Consider the following 21,318-nt stretch of genomic DNA (forward strand, 5'->3'; position numbering starts at 1 on the left):
ATGCGTTAATAAAGGTACAAGGATCGTAATATGATTAAGCAATCAGTGTTAATTATAGGTAATGGCTCCGTTGAAAAGGATGTAAGTAAAGCCCTTAACGGCTTTGATAGAGTGGTGCGCTTTAATATGTGTGCAAACATGCCCGCATACTTAGGCAGAAAATGTACTGATTTATGGCTAGTAGGAAAAGGGAAGCAAGGCGCAATACTGTGCGCAGCGTTTCCAGATATAGACATAACACAGCTGAAAAATGTCATGATCACTGACCCAAAACCTAACTTATTTACTCAACCTTTTTATAAGCTAATCAATCGCAAGGGCTGTATTGACCATGGTGATGAAATAATACGTAAATATAGCCCGCATGCAAACGTGAGTCGAATCGCCCAGCACGATAAAACAGCATTATTAAAACATTTATATACGTTTGGCAAACCTGCTATTAAAGCTAAAACACCCAGTTCAGGAATGTTAGCCATAGAGTACTTTTTAAAGCAGCAAGCACAGGTGTACATTATCGGTTTTGGTTTTAAGGGCTGGAAGCGTCATCCGTGGGATTTAGAAAAGCAGTATGTAGCGTCACTTATTGCCAAACAAAAAGTACAGTTATTAAAAAGCCCCAGTTAATGCTGGGGCTAAAAAGTTATAACCAAGCTATTACCAAATCATCTCAACAAATTCAGGGTGATCGATATACGGGTTACGATTACCTTGAAATTCATAAGCAGCTTGGTTGCGGTCAAGCTCCATTTGGCTAACAGGGTCAGCGTTATGCCAATTAAGTAACATGGTAACCACCCAGTTTTCGAATACTTGATTGCTAGTACCGTTAAGTACCGCGTTACTGGCAGTTGTATTATTTTGCCAAGCGCCAATCACATTTTCGTAGCGGGTCGCCATGTAAAAGTAAGCGCGGGCAAAGTCACCTTTAAATTCATCAATGGGTTCAAAAACCGTTCCTGAGTAATTTAATGAACTAGCGGCACTGCCTAACTTACTACCGTTTGTTGATGTGAAGGTTGCGCTTGCTACTTCTCCAAATGGGAAGTTACTGCGTTTTGAATTTACATAACCGTCAGTAGCATAGATGTGATGTACATCAGAGTTCATCGGTTCAACAGTGCCACCAAACCAGCTTTTAGGGAATGAATGCTCACGGTTGTAGCAATCGGCTTCACTGTTATACGTACCACACTGATCGCTCACTGGGGTGTAAGTATAACTGTCGTTACCATTTGGTTTTTCACTATACATATCTAAAATACTATTATCGTTTTCAAAGTACTTATCACGGGCTGAGGTATCATAAAAGTTCCAAATAGCCGAATACCCTTGCGAGCTGTGATTTTTAATAATGTTATAAAGCTCAGTTTTTAGCGCATAACCAGATAAACCTTGCGTTGTTACGTAGTAACCTGTTGGAGTAGGGTTAGAGCCGCCGCCTGTATCACCGCTATCGCCCAATTCGAAGGTTGTACTTTCTGTGTTATTAAAACTTGCGCCACTGGCAAGTGTGGTGCTGCCTTGGGTGAGGACATAATTTCCATTACCTACATTACAGCACATACCGTCGCCGTAGCTGTCACTTATAACTAGGGTATATGCGCCATCAGTTAAGCATAGCTGCTCATTGTATTGTGTATTAGATGCATAACCACTGCCACTAGCTACGCTGCTACCTTGACTGTTATTAACTACCCAGCTGGTTTCGCTCCCGTAGTTATCGGTATTGAGTGTTAAAGTAAGGCTATAGTCGTTACAGCTGCCTGAAGTGCCGCCATCGGTATTGGGTAAAAAGTTATCCACGTAAACGGTTTCATTGCCATCAAAGCCGCTCATATCGTAAAAACGTAAACCCACATTAATTGTTTTGTTACTGCTTGGCGTGTAGCTGTGGCTAATAGTTTGCCATTGATTTGTTTGCGCTTGGTTTGAGTAGCCTTGATAGCCATCTACATACAAGCGGGCTCTTATATTCCCTTCAGTGTGATATACATCCACTGAAAAATCATATGTTTTACCAGCCTCCACACTCACTTGCTGTAGTAAATCAGTGTTGCTTTGCGAGCCTGTTGTTACATTAACAGCTGCTGCGCTACTTCCGACTTTAACAGTGCTGGTTGAGTGCGCTAAGCTAATACCGCTGTCAATTGTTGTCCACGCGTCAGGGGTATTCCCTGTCCACTGTTCAAAGCCACCATTAGTAACATTGGCCATTGCAGGAGCAGCAGCAATCAGTAATGCTGTGCTAAGTAACTTATTTTTGTATGTCCCGTGTGACATGATTGTTCCTATTTTTATAGTTGAGTAAATAACATACACTATCTGTATAAAGTTACAAATTTGTTAAATGCAAAATTAATAAAATAGCAATAATAAGCCTTTAAGCTGTTTTTGAAGGTCTTAATATAAATTAATAACTAAATGGAATAACAAAGCAGATTCTATTCTTTTTTTATCACCGCATAGCCCGCTATCCTGCACACTAATAAAACCTCAAGCAGAGCTACTCTGGGTGAGGTAAAACTCATTTTGAACAGCACTTAATGTTGGCTGTCAGTAATTTTCAGGGTTATGGGGAACAAATTCATGTTGTTAGGTCAACTTAACGCAGCGGCAAGCCCGCTATCGCAAGAGCAAGTACAAAAGCTGCAAGGCTTAGTGGCAGAACTTAATCCGATTCAGCAAGCGTGGGTAAGTGGTTACTTAGCTGCAAATGCAAACGCGTCAGCTCTTGGTGGGCAAGCTCCCACTGCGGCTGCAAGCGATGCTGCGCCACTAACTATTTTGTATGGTTCGCAAACGGGTAACGCAAAAGGTGTGGCAACTAAGCTTAAAGAACAAGCTGAATCGCGCGGTTTAGCTGTAAAACTTGTGAGCATGGCAGACTACAAACCTACAGCCCTGAAAAAAGAAAAGTTTTTAACCGTTGTTGTCTCTACCTACGGTGAGGGTGAACCACCTGAAGATGCTGAAACCCTATATGAATTTTTAACCACCAAAAAAGCGCCTAAGCTTGATGGTGTTAAAGTAGCAGTACTGGGTTTAGGCGACTCTAGTTATGAGTTTTTCTGCCAAACAGCAAAAGATTTTGAAGAGCGTTTAAACAAACTAGGTGCAGAAACCATTTTTCAACGTGCCGACCTAGACGTTGATTACGATGATGAGGCAGCAACGTGGATCGCCGGTGCACTTGATGCATTTGAACCTGATTTAAATGCACAGCAAGGTGCTGCGGGTGGGCAAGTTGTATCTATGCCATTTGGCGCGCCAACAGCGGCAGCAAGCCAATACACTAAGCAAAACCCATTTGCGGCAGAGCTTGTTACCGTACAAAAAATTACAGGGCGCGATTCTACAAAAGATGTACGCCATGTTGAGATTTCGCTTGAAGGCTCAGACATCACCTACTTACCTGGTGACTCATTAGGCGTGTATTTTTTAAATGATGAAATGCGCGTAGATGAGCTACTAACACACACGCAAATCGATGCAAGTGCACAGGTAAAAGTGGGCGAAGAGTCATTGTCTATTCGCGATGCATTAATCGAAAAGTTAGAGCTTACTCAGTCATACCCAGGCTTTGTAGAAAAATACGCAGTTGCAACGGGCACGCCTGAGCTACTTAAGCTTGTTGAAGATAAAGCTGCTATGCGTGAGTATATTGAACCTCGTCAAATCTTTGATGTAGTGGCACAAAATCCTGCAAAAATAGATGCACAAGCCTTAGTCGATTGCCTACGTAAACTACAAGCGCGCTTATACTCAATCGCTTCAAGCCAAAGCGAGGTTGAAGAAGAGGTGCACTTAACGGTAGGTTTAGTTGAGTTTGACGCCTTTGGCAGCGAACATTTAGGTGGATGCTCTGGTTATTTAGCGCGCCGTGCCGAAGAAGGGTGTAAAGTTAAAGTATTTAGTGAGCACAACGATAACTTCCGTTTACCTAGCGATGATAATACCCCCATTATTATGGTTGGCCCAGGTACCGGTATTGCGCCATTCCGTGCATTTTTACAAGAGCGTGACTCGCGAGAAGCACAAGGCAAAAATTGGCTGTTTTTCGGTAACCCACACTTTACACAAGACTTCTTGTACCAAGTAGAAATCCAAGGTTATTTAAAATCAGGCCTATTAAGCAAAGTTGACGTTGCATTTAGCCGTGACCAAGCCGAAAAAGTATACGTACAAGACAAACTACGCAAAAACTCAAAAGAAATTTTTGAGTGGCTAGAAGCAGGCGCGCATTTTTATGTGTGTGGTGATGCAAACCGCATGGCAAAAGATGTACACAATGCCTTGGTTGATATCATCAGCGAAAACACCGGCAAAAGCTACGAAGACGCAGAGCAATATTTAAAAGACTTACGTAGCGCCAACCGCTATCAGAAAGACGTGTATTAATCACGTTTCTTATTTTATTAACAGCTAGCAGCCGTCACTGTAACAAATTTAGGATTTAAAATGAGCGAACAAGATAAAAACGTAAAACTTTCTGATAACGAACGTTTGAAAAGAGAAAGTAACTTTTTACGTGGCACCATAGAGCAAGACTTAAAAGATGAAATTACCGGTGGTTTTACGGCCGATAACTTCCAACTTATACGTTTTCACGGTATGTACCAGCAAGATGACCGCGATATACGCCCAGAGCGTGCCAAGCAAAAGCTAGAGCCGCTGCACAATGTAATGCTACGTGCACGTATGCCTGGCGGTATTATCAAGCCAGAGCAATGGCTAGCAATTGATAAATTTGCCGATGAAAAAACAAGCTACGGCAGTATCCGTTTAACAACACGTCAAACGTTTCAATTTCATGGCGTATTAAAGCCAAATATTAAAGGCATGCACCAAATGCTTAATAGCGTTGGCATTGACTCTATTGCCACCGCAGGCGATGTAAACCGTAACGTACTATGTACGACTAACCCTGTTGAGTCAGAGTTACACCAAGAAGCTTACGAGTGGGCTGCAAAAATTTCTGAACATTTACTTCCAAAAACGAAAGCGTACGCTGAAATTTGGTTAAATGGCGAAAAGGCAGAAACCACAGAAGAGCCAATTTTAGGCTCTAACTACTTACCGCGTAAGTTTAAAACCACGGTCACTATTCCGCCTAACAACGAAGTTGATGTGCATGCGAATGACTTAAACTTTGTTGCCATTGCCGAGGATGGCAAGCTTGTTGGTTTTAACGTACTTGTAGGTGGTGGCCTTGCTATGACCCACGGTGATACGGCTACGTATCCGCGTAAAGCTGATGATTTTGGTTTTATACCACTTGAGCATACACTGAAAATTGCTGAGCACGTTGTATCAGTGCAGCGCGATTGGGGTAACCGCTCTAACCGTAAAAATGCAAAAACTAAATACACACTAGACCGTGTTGGGTCTGACGTATTTAAAGCAGAAGTAGAAAAACGTGCCGGTGTAAGCTTTGCACCAAGCCGCCCTTATGAGTTTACTCACCGTGGCGATCGTATCGGTTGGGTAGAAGGCATTGATGGCAAGCACCACCTTACGCTTTTTATACAAAGCGGCCGTATTTTAGACTACCCAGGCAAGCCATTAAAAACAGGTTGTCGTAAAATCGCAGAAGTGCACCAAGGTGATATGCGCATGACGGCTAACCAAAACTTAATTATTGCTGGGGTACCTGCCGATCAAAAAGCAGTCATTGAAGAAATTGCTCGTAACCACGGCCTAATTGATGACAAAGACACTGAGCAACGTAAAAACTCAATGGCATGTGTAGCATTACCAACGTGTCCGCTTGCTATGGCTGAGGCTGAGCGTTACTTACCAAGCTTAATTGAAAAAACCGAAGCACTACTTGCTAAACATGGCATACCAGATGACAGCATTATTATGCGTGTTGTAGGTTGCCCTAACGGTTGCGGCCGCGCAATGCTTGCAGAAGCTGGTTTAGTAGGTAAAGGCCCTGGTAAATACAACGTTTATCTTGGCGGAAACTTAGAAGGTACACGCATTCCTAAACTGTACCTAGAAAACGTAGGTGAAGATGTTTACCTAGACGCGTTTGATAAGCTAATTGGCCAGTGGGCAAGTGAGCGAAACGACGGTGAATGTTTTGGTGACTTTGTAATTCGCAAAGGCATCGTTGCTGAAGTAAAAGTTTCAGTAACCGATTTTCACGCTTAATTAAATACCCACGCGGAGCGTGGGTGAGGTTTAAAATTGACCATGAGTGAATTTAAAAACATATTACAGCTTGATAAGCAAAGCCAAGCGGCATTGCTTGCAGATGCAAACGGCATACTAGCACCAATGAGTGCAGAGCAGCGTGTTGCATGGGCACTAGAGAACTTACCGGATACTGCTTTTTTATCATCAAGCTTTGGCATTCAAGCGGCGGTAATGCTGCATTTAGTAACATCTCAGCGTCCTGATATTCCTGTGGTATTAACCGATACGGGTTATTTATTTCCAGAAACGTATCAGTTTATTGAGCAAATGAGAGCGCGCCTATCACTTAATTTAAAAGTGTATAAAGCTGAGCTAAGCCCTGCATGGCAAGAAGCTAAATACGGTAAATTATGGGAGCAAGGCGAGGACGGTATTAAGCAATATAATCAGCTTAATAAAGTTGAGCCAATGACTCGCGCGTTAAAAGAAATTGAAGCAGGTACTTGGTTTAGTGGCCTACGTCGCGATCAATCATCGACCCGTGCAGATAAACAGTTTGTAGAAATAAGCCGAGGTACGGTAAAAGTGTACCCGATTATTGAATGGTCAAACCGTGATGTATATCAATACCTTACCAAGCATGATTTACCATACCACCCATTATGGGAGCAAGGTTATGTGTCGATGGGCGATGTGCATACTACGCGTAAACTTGAGCCAGGTATGAGCGAAGAAGAAACGCGCTTTTTTGGTTTAAACCGCGAATGCGGGCTGCATATTGACGGTGATGGTATTTAAAAAAAGCGAATGCTAAACAATGTTTTAAACGCAACTTAGGTTGCGTTTTTTATTGCAAAAAAATTGCCTGATTAAGTATTTTTTATTAGACTTGCCTTTCAAGGATTCATTTTTAAGCAGGAACGCTATGAAATACTTCACCTACTTGGCAATATCAGTCATGATCATTGCTGTTATCTCTTTGTTTTACCTTAAAAAGCCTGATGGCCAAACGTGGCTTTCTGGTTCGTCAATTAGTGCTGAATCTCACAAAATTAAAGAAAAAATGGTCGCGTTATCTACTAATACGCTTAATCAGGCTGTGCAAGGTGCAAAGCAAGCGGGCGATAAAATTGCGCAAAGTGTAAACAGTGATGCCGCAACAATTAAACCAGGTAGCAAAATTTATAAGTGGCAAGATAAAAACGGCCAATGGCATTTTTCTGATACGCCTAATGCAGATGGTAAAAGCATTGAGGTAACACTTGATGCTCGTGACGTGACGGTTGTAGCCGCTGAAGACACCTCGATTTTAAGTAGCAGTGCAAGCACCTCAAAAAAGAGTATTCAACCACCTACCCCTACCGTTTACAACGCTGAATCTATTCAAAAACTGTTTGAAGATGCCGAAAAGGCAAAGCAAAAATTAGAGCAGCGTAGTAAAGAAATACAAAGCATAGGTGGGTACTAAATTTTATTGTGCATAAAAAAGCCTAGCAACTGCTAGGCTTTTTAGTTTTAAGTATATGATTAGTCAAGCATGTTACGTAAAACGTATTGTAGAATACCGCCGTGTTTGTAGTAATCCCACTCTTTAGGGGTATCTATACGTACATCGGCACTAAAGCTGACTTTTTTGCCCTCAGCATTAGTGGCAATAATGCTTACTTCGTTGGTTTTGTCGTACAAGCCTTCAATATCAAATTGCTCTTGGCCAGTTAAACCTAACGATTCATGGCTTTCACCTTCTTTAAATTGCAGTGGCAATACGCCCATACCAATGAGGTTAGAGCGGTGAATACGCTCATAACTTTGTGCAACCACAGCTTTTACCCCTAAAAGGAGCGACCCTTTTGCTGCCCAGTCCCGAGATGAGCCGGTACCGTATTCTTTACCAGCTAACACAATGAGTGGTGTATTACTCTTTTCATACTCCATTGCTGCATCGTAAATACTGGCAAGCTTGTCATCGGGTTGAGTGCGAGTAACACCGCCTTCTGTACCTGGTGCGAGTAAGTTTTTAAGCCTAACGTTCGCAAATGTGCCTCGCATCATTACTTCGTGGTTACCACGGCGTGAACCGTATGAGTTAAATTGCGCTTTTTCTACGCCTTTTTCCTGTAAGTAAATACCGGCCGGCGCTTCCGCTTTAATCGCCCCAGCAGGAGAAATATGGTCGGTTGTTACTGAGTCGCCCAGTTTAGCCAAACAACGCGCCCCTTCAATTGTCGGAATACCCGGAGGCTCAACACTCATACCATCAAAAAATGGTGCTTTTTTAATATAAGTTGACCCATCATCCCAATCGTAAAGCTTGCCATCAGGTATTTGGATTTTTTGCCAACGGCTGTCGCCTTCGTATACGTTGGCATAGCTTTTTTCGAACATTTCTCTGGTTACCGTTTTTTGTACTAGTTCGTTGACTTCGCTTACGCTTGGCCAAATATTCTTCAGGTAAATATCGTTACCGTTTTCATCTTGCGCTAATGGCTCGTTGTATACATCTATGTCTGTACGCCCTGCAATGGCATACGCTACTACAAGTGGAGGCGAGGCTAAAAAGTTCATTTTAACATCTTGGTGTATCCGCCCTTCAAAGTTACGGTTACCCGATAAGATAGAGCTTACAACTAGCTTATGTTTTTGAATGGCTTCGCTAATTTCATCTGCAAGGGGACCTGAGTTACCTATACACGTTGTACAGCCATAACCGACCAAATTAAAGCCTAAACTTTCTAGGTCATCCATTAGGCCTGCTTTTTCAAGGTAGTCGGTTACCACTTGCGAACCCGGTGCAAGCGATGTTTTGACCCATGGTTTTACGTTAATGCCGAGCTGTTTAGCTTTTTGAGCCACTAAGCCTGCGGCTAAAATAACACTGGGGTTAGAGGTGTTTGTACAGCTTGTAATAGCGGCAATAACACAGGCGCCATCGTTTAGTTCAAATTCTTGGCCTTTAAACTTCACTTTGGCTGCACCCATAAACTGCGCTTCGTCTACCGGTTCATTTGGGTTGGTTGTTGGGCCTTCACTTTCAATGCGCGCTTGTTCAATATCGCTTTTATCACGACGAGCCATACGCTCATCTTGGAAACCTTTTAGGTGCTGGCCTATTACATCACCGGCTTTATCAAGTGTAATTCTGTCTTGTGGACGCTTAGGGCCTGCAAGGCTAGGTACTACGTCGTCTAATTTAAGCTCAAGGGTGTCTGTGTAATGCGCTTCGTCGCCTTCGTGGCGCCATAAGCCTTGGTGTTTTGCATAGTCTTCAATTAGTTTAAGCTGGTCTTCATCACGGTTTGTTAATCGTAGGTAGTTAATGGTTTCATCATCGATTGGGAAAATACCACAGGTTGCACCGTACTCTGGCGCCATGTTGGCAATGGTTGCTCTGTCGGCTAGCGGTAAATCAGCTAGGCCATCACCATAAAACTCAACAAACTTACCTACTACTCCGTGGTTACGTAGCATTTCAGTTACGGTGAGCACTAAATCGGTAGCAGTGGTTCCCTCGGGTAAGCGGCCATTTAATTTAAAACCCACTACTTGTGGGATAAGTAAACTAATTGGTTGCCCAAGCATGGCGGCTTCAGCCTCTATACCACCTACGCCCCAGCCTAATACACCTAAACCATTAATCATGGTGGTGTGTGAATCAGTCCCTACAAGGGTGTCTGGGTAGGCGATAGATTTACCGTTTTTACTGTCGTTAAAAACAACGCGCGCCAAAAACTCTAAGTTTACTTGGTGCACTATACCTGTAGCAGGTGGCACTACTTTTAAGTTATCAAAAGCTGTTTGCCCCCAGCGTAAAAATTCGTAGCGTTCTTTATTTCGCTCGTACTCAAGCTTGGCATTTAAGTCAAACGCACCGTCGTCACCGTAACCATCTACTTGCACTGAATGATCAATTACAAGTTCAGCAGGAGAAAGCGGATTTATTTTTGCAGGATCGCCACCTAGCTTTTCCATTGCATCACGCATAGCAGCTAAATCAACAATGGCAGGAACACCCGTAAAGTCTTGCATTACAACGCGTGCCGGCGTAAAGGCCACTTCAGCTGAGGGTTTTGCTTTAGGGTCCCAGTCAAGAAGGGCTTGAATGTCTTGTTCTTTAATATTTACGCCATCTTCATTACGTAACAGGTTTTCTAATAATACTTTGAGAGAAAAGGGCAATCGCTTTGCTTTGTCGCCTAATCCTTTAAGTGAGTGAATATGGTATTGCTCGCCATTAATCGTTAATTGTTGTTGGGTGTCGAAACTATTCATTTTTTGCCCCTTTGATAGTTAGGATTATGTCCTTGATAAAATAACGTGTTTATTTGCCAGTAGTTTGCAAAGTGCATACCAGAGATAATAAATATGGCAAAACAGGCTAAAAAGCAGGTAGTACAATGCATGTTTTTTAGACAGTACTAAGTATAGAAGTGCTACCTAAAATTGTTTTTTCAAGTAGCAAAATAATGAGTTTACAAAAAGGGGGAGAAGTTAGTTTAGCCAACCTTGTTGTTTGCTTTTTATACTTAAATATAAAAGCAAAAACGCAATAACAATCACTAAAATAGGCATAAACACCGCGCTTATACCCAGCATTTTAATGCTATTTATAACAATAAAATTATAAAACTGCTGAATAAATATCGCGACTAACGAAAGCACCAGTGTAGGTGTTGCAAGGGCATTTTTGGCCAATAGTAGTATGCAGCCAAGGGTGCCACCAAACACCGCTACAGCAAATGCAATGGTAGACCATAAAGGCACGTTTGAATATGCAGCTTGTTGATCTAGCGGAAGTTTACTTATCATTTCGGGGGTCATCATAAGGTGCATTATAAATGCAAATACACCTAATAAATTCCAGATAAGTGCTGCCCATAGGGCGGGTTTAAACCAATTGGGTGTGGCTGAGGTTGTCATATTATTACCTTGTTTTTATTGTATTTTACGAGGTAATTAAAGAGTAAAAAGGCTAACTGTTCAAGCTAGCCTATGCATATAATAAAAACCGCACAAAGCGCTAATGGCTAGCCAAATGAGATAGGGCGGCGTCCAGTATTTTCATCAACCTTTGGTTTTTTAGTGCGTTTTCTTTTATTTTTTGCCGGCTGTTGAGCAGTTTCATTGGGTATTTTTTCTTGCTGTGGCTGGGTTGTTACCACTGGACGTTCTACAGGAGTTGCATCTTCACTTAAAGTGAGCTGAAAAAGCTCGCCATCAAATTCAAGTACGTCGCCACTGTATAATTTTTTCCGTTTTATTGTACATATTTCATGGTTAACCCCAACATAGCCTTGCGCTATTAGGTTCTTAGCTTGCCCGCCACCTTCTACTAAATCGAGTACTTTTAGTAATTTACAAAGCTCTATAGGTTCTTCTTCAAGTTCAATTTCAATGTATTCTTCTGACATGGTTATCTCTGTTGGTGGCGCATAAGCAGCAAGTATAAAGGCTTGCACCGTTTTTTGCACCTAGCAAGCCCGCCCTAGCGGGATAAAAAAGTGTGATAAATATTAAACTTTTTTCAACTTTAAAAAAACTGCAGCATTTGATGCGTATGCTCTGGCAAAAATTTGGTGCGCTATTTGCTATTGCTTTGGCAAATAAAAAGCGTACCTAAAACATGGTAATAATTTAACCGTTTTAATTGTTTAGGTCTGCATATAATTGGAGCAGTAAATGGGCATAAGATTAGCAATGAAAAAAGAGCTAATGGGCTTAGATAATTCAGATATGCTGACAGCAGATGATGTAAGAGCTCACTTAGCTAACTCGGTAAAAAAACAAAAAGAGCAAGATGAACGCGGCTTTTCGGTTATTTCTAAGTTTAACGATACGCACAGTCGACTAATTAGTGGCGATCCACTTAAAAGATCAAAGTTGGAATTTGAACGCCACCGTTTATTTAATGAAGTTTTATATACCCGACAAAGTGTTGATGCATGGCTAGACAGCCAAACACGTTAAATTGCTATCAATAGTTACTTTTATTAGACTACACTTGTAATCATTAGGAGTAACCATGAAAAATGGCATTTTAATCTGTATGTGGGCACTTTTATTAACTGCGTGCCAACAACCTACCGTTTATGTTTTTAGCGAAAACTTGCAAGAGGAGCAGCGCAGGCAGTTAGATGCTGCACTAAATGCACAAACACTTCCCTATGAATACGTAGAGCTAGCGATCCCATCGGATTTTGGTGAAGCCACATTGCTTTTATCAAGTGATAAAATTTACCAAAAAGAGACTGAGCAACTAGCTATTATTATGCAGGGGCTAGGTTACGAGCCACAAGTTAGCTATACAACACGATCAAACCACTTTTATGGCGATGGCAATATTGGTTTTTATTTAAAGAATACTGATGGAGAAGACGCTTTTACTATGGCGTCTCGGCTAAGAACAATCCAATGTAGCGACGATAAATACAATGATTTAGCGGTTAGATTTTCAAATGAATACGCTGAATTTACATTACCCAGCGGTGCAGTGGTGAGGCTGAGGTGGGAATATTTATATGGTTATGTTGTTATTTATTATAAATCCTACTCGCAGACATACAGCCACTCACAGCCATTGGTAAATACCCCCTTTGGCGCAAAACCATCCGATACTTACACATTTACGGCACACGTAAATAATCCTAGTTGGCTTGATTGCTCATTGCAAGTCGTTTATATGGACTGAGTGATAGAGTTAACCGTGGGTTTCTATGTGCTCACTAAGTTTTGCGATACGCAGGCTCATACCTTCTATAATTCTATCTTTAATTTTTTCACGTATTACATTTGGTAAGCGAGTCAGTGCTTCTGGTGTAATAGCAAGTACTATGGTGTCGGTTTTAGCGCGAGCGCTGGTACTACGCTCGCGGTTATTTATAAAGGCGCCTTCACCAATAAATTCACCAGGCTCTATAGTGCCAAGCTCCAGCAAGTGGTTATGTTTAAAAACAAGTAACGCACCACTTAATACAATGTATAAGCGTTTGTCGTTATCGTATTGTTTAAACAAAAATTGATGCTGGTTAACTAAATACAATAATCCAAACGACTCTAGTAGCATTTGTCGTTCAGCAAGGGTGAAGTCTTTAAAAAAGTGTAATCTATTCACTATTTCCATTTGTTTAAATAATGGAATGTGTTCTATTAATTTCATCCTAGGGCCAACGAGTAACAGTTCGAAACTAGCTAATATTGCGCTCTTTTAATTTGCGGGTCAACGTGTTGCGCCCCCAACCAATTTTTATGGCTGCATCTTGTTTGTGGCCAGAGCAATTAGCCAGTGCTGTTTTTATAAGGCGAGTTTCAAGCTGAGCTTGAATATCTGGCCAAATGTTTTCTTTACCTTGCTTAAGTTCTTGATTTAGCCATTGCTGAAACGCATCGAGCCAGTCACCTTCTTGTTGAACAGGTGCCGCATCAATGATCTCTGGCGGGAGGTCTTGCTCGCTAACCAGCTCCCCAGGGGCCATAACAGTTAACCAGCGGCAGGTGTTTTCAAGCTGGCGAACATTACCAGGCCAGCTAAATAGCTTAAGTTGCTCTGTAGCTTTTGGGCTTAGTACTTTACTTTCTACTTGCAGATCTTTAGCACTTTTATGTAAAAAGTGCTGTGCTAGGCGCTCAATGTCTTCGGTGCGTTCGCGTAGAGCTGGTAAGCGAAGGCGCACAACGTTTAAACGGTGAAATAAGTCATCTCTAAATTTGCCCTGTTTTACTAAATCTTCTAAATTTTGGTGTGTTGCAGCAATAATACGTACATCAACTTTAATACTTTGATGTCCGCCTACACGGTAAAATTCACCATCGGCAAGTACACGTAATAAACGTGTTTGCACATCTAGTGGCATATCACCAATCTCATCTAAAAACAGTGTACCGCCATTAGCCTGCTCAAAGCGGCCTTTTCGCACGCTATCAGCGCCGGTAAATGCGCCTTTTTCATGGCCAAATAATTCAGACTCCACAAGCTCTTTTGGGATAGCGGCCATGTTTAATGCAATAAACTGGTTTTCTTTACGTGGGCTGTGGTTATGTAAAGCACTGGCCACAAGCTCTTTACCTGTGCCTGACTCACCATTGATGAGTACACTCATACTTGAAGCCGATAGTTTACCTATCGCTCTAAACACTTCTTGCATAGCAGGGGCTTCACCAATAATATGGGCACTTTTTGGTGGAACTTGTTTACGCTTCGTTTTTTTAGTTGAATTTGCTCTGCAAGCGCTTTCGATTAACGCAACAGCTTCGTTTAAATCAAATGGCTTGGCTAGGTACTCAAACGCACCTTTTTGAAATGCGTTAACCGCAGAGTCTAAATCTGAGTGGGCGGTCATTATAATAACCGGCAGTCCTGGGTTTTGCTCTGCTATGAGTTCTAGTAGTGCCATGCCGTCCATACCTGGCATCCGTACGTCAGATACCAACACGGTTGGCTGACTAAACTTTAGCGCGCTTAATACGTCTTGCGCATTTGCAAAGCTTTCTGCTTCAAACCCTGCACGAGTGAGCGCTTTTTCTAATACAAAACGAATTGATGCGTCATCATCTACAAGCCAAACTGTTTTCATGCCAACTCCAAAACATTAATCTGCGAAAGGCAGATAGATATTAAATTCAGTATGGCCAGGCCAGCTATCGCAGTCTATATAACCGTCGTGCTGATCTATGAGCGTTTGTGCGATTGAAAGCCCTAGCCCTGAGCCACCTTCTTTATTGGTGATCATTGGGTAAAACAATGTTTCGCGAACGCTTGGGTCTATGCCTGGTCCATTATCAGAAACCTGGATCAACAAGGCTTTTTTAGGGGCTTTTCCGGGGCGGCGGTACTGATGATTAATGCGGGTTTTTATTTTTATTTCACCGCCATCAACTAACGCCTGTTGAGCATTGCGTACAATATTAAGTACCACTTGCTGAATCTTGCCTTGGTCAATAAACACATCAGGAATACTTGGGTCGTAATCTTTAACTAGTCTAATATTTTTACAATTATCTAATGTACTTAATTTAACAACAGACTCAAGTGTTTGGTGAATATTGCCATACGACTTTTGCGGAAGCTGATTTGGCCCAAGTAGCCTATCAACTAATTCGCGTAATCGGTCGGCTTGCTCAATTATAAGCTCAGCGCATTCGTCCCTTTCTTGTTGATCTACCTCATACTGCAATAACTGCGCCGCTCCGCGTATTCCCCCTAAAGGATTTTTAATTTCGTGGGCAAGGCCCCTTATTAAATTACGTGCAGCTTGGTATTGATGCATTTGGTTAGAGGCTTTGTCGTGTTTTATTTCTTCATCAGTTTTACGGCATTCAAGTAAAATATAGCGTTCGTTTTTAAGCTTAACTTGGCGCGATGTAATGGCTATTTTTGCATGGCGAGAATCGATAAAGACCACGTCAGCTCTGTGCTGACTGCAGTCTACACCATCAACAAGTGAGTACTGGGCTATGCGCTCTAAATCCACAGAGTGATAATTAAATAAGCTGTTAAAGGTTTGCCCAATAATGCGCTTTTTACCTAATCCGAGGAGTTCGCTGGTGCTGGTGTTGGCATAAACAAGGGTAAAACTTTTATCAAGTAACATGACCGATGTTGTTTGGTTTTGCCAAATGGCATTAAGAAGTTCGGGGCTGAAATTTTGATTGTTTGACATTTTTGCACCACTTTAGTGCGTTAATATTTGCAAGCAAGTTTTAATCAGTAAATACTGCTGCGCTAATTTTATTATCTGAGTCATTGTACTTAGTTTATAGCCTTTCTTTGCATAACAAAGGTGCTAGGCTGGCTGATTGCAATGGCTTGATTTTGTTTATTATAAAGTTTGAGATACAAAGTATGAGTGCCGTTTTCTACATCTCGTATAGCAAACGTTGATAAACCGCTTGCGGGTCCATACGCATTACCGTTTAAAAATAGCTGTACAGTAAAGCCTGCCTCAAAACGCGGTGTTATTCTGCTTGTTACGTACACTGAGCCTGTGTTCTCGCGCACAGTTTGGTTATGAGTAGGTGACGATATCATAATTTGAAAACGATTAAGGCGCGTTGGTTGTAGTGAATCAGGGGTGTGTTTATCGGTATCAGACAAAGTAAGATCTTGGCTATTTAATTTTATTTCATGCGCGCCACTGCGTGGTGTATCTGAGAACACTAAAACACCATTTTTATCTTTCCAAGCATAAATCTTATCATTGCCTGCATAACTATAAATGCTTAATCCTAAAGCAAAAAATAGTAATAATATCCTGTAATTCACATTGCTACCCTGCATCTTTTGTAATTACATAACTTTAGTGGAGATAACCCTAATTTACCATAAAAAAAAGCCCGCTAAGCGGGCTTGAGAACACACATTTATTATCTTATCGATAATTTACTCTGCAGCGTATTAAACGCTGTAGTACATTTCAAACTCAACAGGGTGAGTTGTCATGTTAAGCTTTTCAACTTCTTGAGATTTAAGTGCAATGTAAGCATCGATTAAATCATCAGTAAATACGCCACCTTGCGTTAAGAATTCACGGTCAGCACTAAGTGCTTCTAGCGCTTCATCTAGTGAAGATGCAACTTGAGGAATTTCTGCTGCTTCTTCTGCTGGTAGGTCGTATAAATCCTTATCCATAGCATCGCCAGGGTGGATCTTGTTTTTAATACCGTCAAGGCCAGCCATAAGCATTGCAGAGAAAGCAAGGTATGGGTTAGCAGTTGGATCTGGGAAGCGTACTTCGATACGACGACCTTTTTCAGATGGTACCACCGGAATACGAATTGATGCAGAACGGTTACGTGCAGAGTATGCAAGCATTACCGGTGCTTCAAAACCTGGTACTAAACGTTTGTACGAGTTAGTAGAGGCATTTGCAAACGCATTAATTGCTTTAGCGTGCTTAATAATACCGCCAATGTAGTAAAGTGCATCTTCAGAAAGACCACCGTACTTATCACCAGCAAAAAGGTTAACGCCGTCTTTTGCTAAAGATTGGTGACAGTGCATACCAGAGCCGTTATCGCCAACAACAGGCTTAGGCATAAACGTAGCTGTTTTTCCGTAAAGGTGAGCCATGTTATGGATAACATATTTCATCTCTTGGATTTCATCCGCTTTTAATACCATAGTATTAAAGCGAGTTGCGATTTCGTTTTGACCTGCTGTTGCTACTTCGTGGTGATGCGCTTCTACTACTTGACCTAGTTCTTCAAGTACTAAACACGTAGCTGAACGCCAGTCTTGTGAAGAGTCAACAGGTGAACATGGGAAGTAACCGCCTTTAACACCTGGACGATGACCCGTGTTGCCGCCTTCATACTCTTTATCTGAGTTCCATGCTGCTTCAACAGCATCAATTTTGTACATAGAACCTGACATATCTGATTTGTATTTAACATCATCAAATAAGAAAAACTCTGGTTCAGGACCAAATAAAACTGTATCTGCGATACCGGTAGATTTCATGTACTCTTCAGCGCGTTTAGCAACTGAACGAGGGTCACGCTCGTAACCTTGTAGTGTAGATGGCTCTACAACATCACAACGTACAATTAACGTTGCTTCTTCTGTAAATGGGTCTAATTTTACTGAATCAGCCACTGGCATAAGTACCATGTCTGATTCGTTAATGCCTTTCCAACCTGCAATTGAAGAGCCGTCAAACATTTTGCCGTCTTCAAAAAAATCTTCATCTACTTGGTGATGAGGAATAGAAACATGTTGTTCTTTACCTCTAGTATCAGTAAAGCGTAAATCAATGAACTTAACATCATTTTCTTTAATAAAATCTAAAACCGATTGTGACATGTGTCCTCCAACTGTTGGGTTTTATTATTGCTGCATTAAATGCTTTGGTTTTTAGTAAGCTGATTCTATGCCATTATTTTAACCTACTGTTTATTAAGTTAAAAAATATGACTGCACAAAAATGGCCATGCGCATTGCACTTTATTGGTGCGTAAAATATCCATAATGGTGCAAAAAATTCACACTTAAATTTGCATGTATTTTAATCACCTAAATCAGCTTAACTGAAATAGTAAATAGTGCCAAAGCAATCAACAAATTAGCCAAAAAATGACAATTTATGTAATTTGTCGAAATTTATTTCATATAAATGTCATATAAAAAACAGATACTTAGTAAAAGTATTAAGAAAGTTTTTAAAATTGTATTGGATAAACTTTCATCCATGTCATTAATGAGGGATAATATGCGCCCTTTTAAATCCTATGCTGGGACATCTGGTGAAAACGCAGATGAGTGCGTAGATCTTGCAGGATCAATGAGAATAAACTTCTCTGAGTAAAAATATGAGCATCGAACAGTTAAGAAATATAGCGATTATCGCGCACGTTGACCACGGTAAAACAACATTGGTTGACAAACTACTTGAGCAATCAGGTACATTAGAAACACGCGGCGGTAACGAAGAGCGTGTGATGGACTCAAACGACATTGAGAAAGAACGTGGTATTACCATTTTGGCTAAAAACACAGCCATTTCTTGGAAAGACTACCATATCAATATCGTAGATACCCCGGGACACGCCGATTTTGGTGGTGAAGTTGAACGCGTACTTTCGATGGCTGACTCAGTATTATTACTTGTTGATGCTCAAGAAGGTCCAATGCCGCAAACGCGTTTCGTAACGCAAAAAGCATTCGCGCAAGGCTTAAAGCCAATTGTTGTTATCAACAAAATCGACAAGCCAGGTGCACGTCCTGATTGGGTTATGGATCAAATCTTTGATTTATTCGATAACCTTGGTGCAACTGACGAACAGCTAGACTTTAAAGTAATCTACGCTTCAGCAATCAACGGTTGGGCTACACTAGATTTAGACGAGCCGTCTGACAACATGGAACCTATGTTCCAAATGATCGTTGACGAAGTATCACCACCGGATGCAGATCCTGAAGGTGACTTCCAAATGCAAATTTCTCAGCTTGATTACAACTCTTATAAGGGTGTAATCGGTATCGGCCGTATCAAACGTGGTTCTGTTGTGCCTAACCAGCAAGTAACAATTGTTAGTGCTGATGGCTCTACGCGTAACGGCAAAATTGGTTCAGTACAAAGTTACCTAGGTCTTGAGCGTATCGAAACAGAAAAAGCTTACGCTGGTAACATTGTAACTGTAACAGGTCTTGGCGAGCTTAAGATTTCAGATACTGTTTGTTGTCCTAATAATGTTGAAGCATTACCACCACTAAGTGTTGATGAGCCAACAGTTACAATGACGTTCTCTGTAAATAACTCTCCTTTCTGTGGTAAAGAAGGTAAGTTTGTTACATCACGTAATATCCGTGAGCGTTTAGACAAAGAATTAGTACACAACGTTGCACTTCGTGTTGCAGATACAGATAACCCAGATAGCTTCCGCGTATCGGGCCGTGGTGAATTACACCTTGGTATCTTAATCGAAAACATGCGTCGTGAAGGTTACGAGCTAGCTGTATCTCGTCCTGAAGTAATCTTACGTACTGTTGATGGCGTATTAGAAGAACCGTACGAAACACTAACAATTGACTGTGAAGAAGAGCACCAAGGCTCTATCATGGAGCAAATTGGTCTTCGTAAAGGTGAACTTACTGATATGGCACCAGATGGCAAAGGCCGTATGCGTTTAGACTTTATGATCCCAAGCCGTGGTTTAATCGGTTTCCAAACTGAGTTCATGACACTTACTTCAGGCTCTGGTTTACTTTACCATACGTTCGATCACTACGGTCCGCATAAAGGTGGCGAGCTAGGTGTTCGTAAGAACGGTGTAATGATTGCAAATGCAACAGGTAAAGCACTTACTAACGCATTATTCAACTTACAAGAGCGTGGTAAGTTATTCATCGGTCACGGTGTTGAAGTTTACGAAGGTATGGTTATCGGTATTCATAGCCGCGATAACGACCTTACAGTAAACGCACTTAAAGGTAAGCAACTTACTAACGTTCGTGCATCTGGTACAGATGAAGCACAAACACTTACGCCACCATTGAACTACACACTTGAGCAAGCGCTTGAGTTTATCGATGATGACGAGTTAGTAGAAGTAACACCTGAGAACATCCGTATTCGTAAACGTCACTTAACTGAAAGTGAGCGTAAGCGTGCGGGTCGTGCTGCTAAAGCTTAATTGCCTTTAGAATAAGCATAGTAAAAGCCGCTGTATTGCAAAATACAACGGCTTTTTTGTTTTTCAAGTAGAGAAGCTTTCAGTTTTTAGTTATCAGTATTGAGATCTAAAGGGCAGTGCCTCTTATTCTCTTGATGAATAATTCACTTAAAAAATATTTGCACAAAGAGAAGGGAGTGAGCAGTAAAAGAGTCAGTGCTAAAACAATCGATAATGCAAAGTATCTGTAATTGATGCTAGGATATTTTTTCGTTGGGTTTCGCTGTGCTCGACCCAACGTTTTCAATTATTGTATTAATGGTTACTTACTTTTTGGCAGCAGGGTGATTTTGCCAAATACGTCTGCATCTATAAAACCACGGTTTCTGTCGCCATTGACTGGTTGTACTTCATGGGAGCCCATAAAGTGCTCGCGTATTTCGCTGCCATCATTATCACAATACGCGAGCATAAAACCAATAACTTGGTTTTCGCTAAGTGTAATGGGTGTGTTTACAACGCCTTCTTGGTAATCGTTAGGGTAGAGCTTTATAGCGACTTCCCAGGTAATATTATAAGGCGCTTGGGTATTACGCTTCCAGTTACTCTGTAAGTGGTCGGTGTATAAATGGGCTTTTTTATCAGGGCCGTAATCGGCGGCTTGGTTATCAAGGCCAATATGATAGGCCAACGCGGTATGATTAAACTGATGAATACCGCCTGAGGCGTCGCTATCGATAAAAATTTCCAGCGCATCGTCATCCCAATATTTTACGGTTGGGTCTGGGTGTGTATCAATTAACACATCATCCACAATGTCAGCTTGAAGGTATAAATAATTTTTATCCCATAATAAACGATAGCGGCCTTTAAAATCTGCATCTGATGAGGGCAATGTACCATCCATTAAATGAGGCATGTCATGCCATGTTGCTTCATTCCATGCACTTTCAGATACGCCATCAACAGTTATAGGTGTAGAGGTATGCGCTACATCTATGGCCATGACCGGTGTACTTAATAAACAGCCTAACGCTAAAAAATGTTTTTTCATGAGTTTCTCAAAACTTT

At 41.4% G+C, this 21,318-nt stretch carries 18 protein-coding genes; 8 read left to right on the plus strand and 10 right to left on the minus strand.

Annotation, left to right across the window (positions count from 1 at the left end; all coding sequences use genetic code 11):
* Positions 1-30 precede the first annotated feature (30 nt).
* Positions 31-627 (plus strand): hypothetical protein, encoded by a 597-nt coding sequence (locus WDB87_RS05570; protein WP_337849325.1) that lies wholly within the window; start codon positions 31-33, stop codon positions 625-627.
* Positions 628-657: 30 nt separating this feature from the next.
* Here the strand turns inward: WDB87_RS05570 and WDB87_RS05575 are convergent, their stop codons facing one another.
* On the minus strand, positions 658-2,283 hold the full coding sequence (locus WDB87_RS05575; RefSeq protein ID WP_337849326.1) for an endonuclease: 1,626 nt from the start codon (positions 2,281-2,283) through the stop codon (positions 658-660).
* A 306-nt stretch (positions 2,284-2,589) separates the two neighbouring features.
* On the opposite strand from WDB87_RS05575, the gene WDB87_RS05580 reads away from it, so the two are divergent.
* From WDB87_RS05580 to WDB87_RS05595, 4 genes are all read left to right on the plus strand, one after another.
* Positions 2,590-4,401 (plus strand): assimilatory sulfite reductase (NADPH) flavoprotein subunit, encoded by a 1,812-nt coding sequence (locus WDB87_RS05580; RefSeq protein WP_286245824.1) that lies wholly within the window; start codon positions 2,590-2,592, stop codon positions 4,399-4,401.
* Positions 4,402-4,461: 60 nt separating this feature from the next.
* Positions 4,462-6,159 carry an assimilatory sulfite reductase (NADPH) hemoprotein subunit gene (gene cysI / locus WDB87_RS05585; protein WP_286245825.1) on the plus strand — a complete coding sequence of 566 codons (1,698 nt, stop codon included), beginning with the start codon at positions 4,462-4,464 and terminating at the stop codon, positions 6,157-6,159.
* A gap of 42 nt (positions 6,160-6,201) precedes the next feature.
* Complete coding sequence (locus WDB87_RS05590; RefSeq protein ID WP_286245826.1) at positions 6,202-6,942, plus strand: phosphoadenylyl-sulfate reductase; 741 nt, start codon at positions 6,202-6,204, stop codon at positions 6,940-6,942.
* 127 nt (positions 6,943-7,069) lie between these two features.
* Complete coding sequence (locus WDB87_RS05595) at positions 7,070-7,612, plus strand: DUF4124 domain-containing protein (RefSeq protein ID WP_286245827.1); 543 nt, start codon at positions 7,070-7,072, stop codon at positions 7,610-7,612.
* A 59-nt stretch (positions 7,613-7,671) separates the two neighbouring features.
* Here the strand turns inward: WDB87_RS05595 and acnA are convergent, their stop codons facing one another.
* The 3 genes from acnA to WDB87_RS05610 all read right to left on the minus strand — a co-directional run bounded on the left by acnA (position 7,672) and on the right by WDB87_RS05610 (position 11,552).
* The gene (gene acnA / locus WDB87_RS05600) at positions 7,672-10,413 is read right to left on the minus strand and encodes an aconitate hydratase AcnA (RefSeq protein WP_286245828.1); all 2,742 of its coding nucleotides are present in this window, start codon (positions 10,411-10,413) and stop codon (positions 7,672-7,674) included.
* Between the two features lie 219 nt (positions 10,414-10,632).
* A complete protein-coding gene (locus WDB87_RS05605; RefSeq protein ID WP_286245829.1) occupies positions 10,633-11,061 on the minus strand; it encodes a hypothetical protein in 429 nt (142 codons plus the stop codon).
* A gap of 107 nt (positions 11,062-11,168) precedes the next feature.
* The gene (locus WDB87_RS05610) at positions 11,169-11,552 is read right to left on the minus strand and encodes an RNA-binding S4 domain-containing protein (protein ID WP_286247640.1); all 384 of its coding nucleotides are present in this window, start codon (positions 11,550-11,552) and stop codon (positions 11,169-11,171) included.
* Positions 11,553-11,820: 268 nt separating this feature from the next.
* Here WDB87_RS05610 and WDB87_RS05615 point away from each other — a divergent pair, with 268 nt between their 5' ends.
* Together WDB87_RS05615 and WDB87_RS05620 are read left to right on the plus strand one after the other, a co-directional pair.
* Positions 11,821-12,108 (plus strand): hypothetical protein, encoded by a 288-nt coding sequence (locus WDB87_RS05615; RefSeq protein WP_286245830.1) that lies wholly within the window; start codon positions 11,821-11,823, stop codon positions 12,106-12,108.
* Between the two features lie 55 nt (positions 12,109-12,163).
* Positions 12,164-12,829: a hypothetical protein gene (locus WDB87_RS05620; RefSeq protein WP_337849327.1), complete on the plus strand. Its 666-nt coding sequence runs from the start codon at positions 12,164-12,166 to the stop codon at positions 12,827-12,829.
* Between the two features lie 9 nt (positions 12,830-12,838).
* Here the strand turns inward: WDB87_RS05620 and WDB87_RS05625 are convergent, their stop codons facing one another.
* The 5 genes from WDB87_RS05625 to glnA form a co-directional block, all read right to left on the minus strand.
* Positions 12,839-13,297 (minus strand): cyclic nucleotide-binding domain-containing protein, encoded by a 459-nt coding sequence (locus WDB87_RS05625; RefSeq protein ID WP_286245832.1) that lies wholly within the window; start codon positions 13,295-13,297, stop codon positions 12,839-12,841.
* A 28-nt stretch (positions 13,298-13,325) separates the two neighbouring features.
* Positions 13,326-14,711 carry a nitrogen regulation protein NR(I) gene (gene glnG, locus WDB87_RS05630; protein WP_286245833.1) on the minus strand — a complete coding sequence of 462 codons (1,386 nt, stop codon included), beginning with the start codon at positions 14,709-14,711 and terminating at the stop codon, positions 13,326-13,328.
* Positions 14,712-14,726: 15 nt separating this feature from the next.
* Positions 14,727-15,797: a nitrogen regulation protein NR(II) gene (gene glnL, locus WDB87_RS05635; RefSeq protein ID WP_286245834.1), complete on the minus strand. Its 1,071-nt coding sequence runs from the start codon at positions 15,795-15,797 to the stop codon at positions 14,727-14,729.
* Between the two features lie 89 nt (positions 15,798-15,886).
* Positions 15,887-16,399, minus strand: a complete 513-nt coding sequence (locus WDB87_RS05640; protein ID WP_286245835.1) for a DUF4124 domain-containing protein — start codon at positions 16,397-16,399, stop codon at positions 15,887-15,889.
* A gap of 132 nt (positions 16,400-16,531) precedes the next feature.
* A complete protein-coding gene (gene glnA, locus WDB87_RS05645; RefSeq protein WP_286245836.1) occupies positions 16,532-17,938 on the minus strand; it encodes a glutamate--ammonia ligase in 1,407 nt (468 codons plus the stop codon).
* 506 nt (positions 17,939-18,444) lie between these two features.
* Between glnA and typA the strand changes: the two genes are divergently transcribed.
* Positions 18,445-20,268 (plus strand): translational GTPase TypA, encoded by a 1,824-nt coding sequence (gene typA, locus WDB87_RS05650; protein ID WP_286245837.1) that lies wholly within the window; start codon positions 18,445-18,447, stop codon positions 20,266-20,268.
* Between the two features lie 301 nt (positions 20,269-20,569).
* Here the strand turns inward: typA and WDB87_RS05655 are convergent, their stop codons facing one another.
* Complete coding sequence (locus tag WDB87_RS05655) at positions 20,570-21,301, minus strand: CBM9 family sugar-binding protein (RefSeq protein ID WP_286245838.1); 732 nt, start codon at positions 21,299-21,301, stop codon at positions 20,570-20,572.
* Between the last annotated feature and the right edge of the window lie 17 nt (positions 21,302-21,318).

This window comes from Pseudoalteromonas sp. C12FD-1, from assembly GCF_037414265.1.
Taxonomy (GTDB): domain Bacteria; phylum Pseudomonadota; class Gammaproteobacteria; order Enterobacterales; family Alteromonadaceae; genus Pseudoalteromonas.

Coding starts and splice junctions, on each gene's coding strand:
- WDB87_RS05570 (WP_337849325.1), top strand. CDS start 31: ATGATTAAGCAATCAGTGTTAATTATAGGTAATGGCTCCGTTGAAAAG.
- WDB87_RS05575 (WP_337849326.1), bottom strand. CDS start 2,283: ATGTCACACGGGACATACAAAAATAAGTTACTTAGCACAGCATTACTG.
- WDB87_RS05580 (WP_286245824.1), top strand. CDS start 2,590: ATGTTGTTAGGTCAACTTAACGCAGCGGCAAGCCCGCTATCGCAAGAG.
- cysI (WP_286245825.1), top strand. CDS start 4,462: ATGAGCGAACAAGATAAAAACGTAAAACTTTCTGATAACGAACGTTTG.
- WDB87_RS05590 (WP_286245826.1), top strand. CDS start 6,202: ATGAGTGAATTTAAAAACATATTACAGCTTGATAAGCAAAGCCAAGCG.
- WDB87_RS05595 (WP_286245827.1), top strand. CDS start 7,070: ATGAAATACTTCACCTACTTGGCAATATCAGTCATGATCATTGCTGTT.
- acnA (WP_286245828.1), bottom strand. CDS start 10,413: ATGAATAGTTTCGACACCCAACAACAATTAACGATTAATGGCGAGCAA.
- WDB87_RS05605 (WP_286245829.1), bottom strand. CDS start 11,061: ATGACAACCTCAGCCACACCCAATTGGTTTAAACCCGCCCTATGGGCA.
- WDB87_RS05610 (WP_286247640.1), bottom strand. CDS start 11,552: ATGTCAGAAGAATACATTGAAATTGAACTTGAAGAAGAACCTATAGAG.
- WDB87_RS05615 (WP_286245830.1), top strand. CDS start 11,821: ATGGGCATAAGATTAGCAATGAAAAAAGAGCTAATGGGCTTAGATAAT.
- WDB87_RS05620 (WP_337849327.1), top strand. CDS start 12,164: ATGAAAAATGGCATTTTAATCTGTATGTGGGCACTTTTATTAACTGCG.
- WDB87_RS05625 (WP_286245832.1), bottom strand. CDS start 13,297: ATGAAATTAATAGAACACATTCCATTATTTAAACAAATGGAAATAGTG.
- glnG (WP_286245833.1), bottom strand. CDS start 14,711: ATGAAAACAGTTTGGCTTGTAGATGATGACGCATCAATTCGTTTTGTA.
- glnL (WP_286245834.1), bottom strand. CDS start 15,797: ATGTCAAACAATCAAAATTTCAGCCCCGAACTTCTTAATGCCATTTGG.
- glnA (WP_286245836.1), bottom strand. CDS start 17,938: ATGTCACAATCGGTTTTAGATTTTATTAAAGAAAATGATGTTAAGTTC.
- typA (WP_286245837.1), top strand. CDS start 18,445: ATGAGCATCGAACAGTTAAGAAATATAGCGATTATCGCGCACGTTGAC.
- WDB87_RS05655 (WP_286245838.1), bottom strand. CDS start 21,301: ATGAAAAAACATTTTTTAGCGTTAGGCTGTTTATTAAGTACACCGGTC.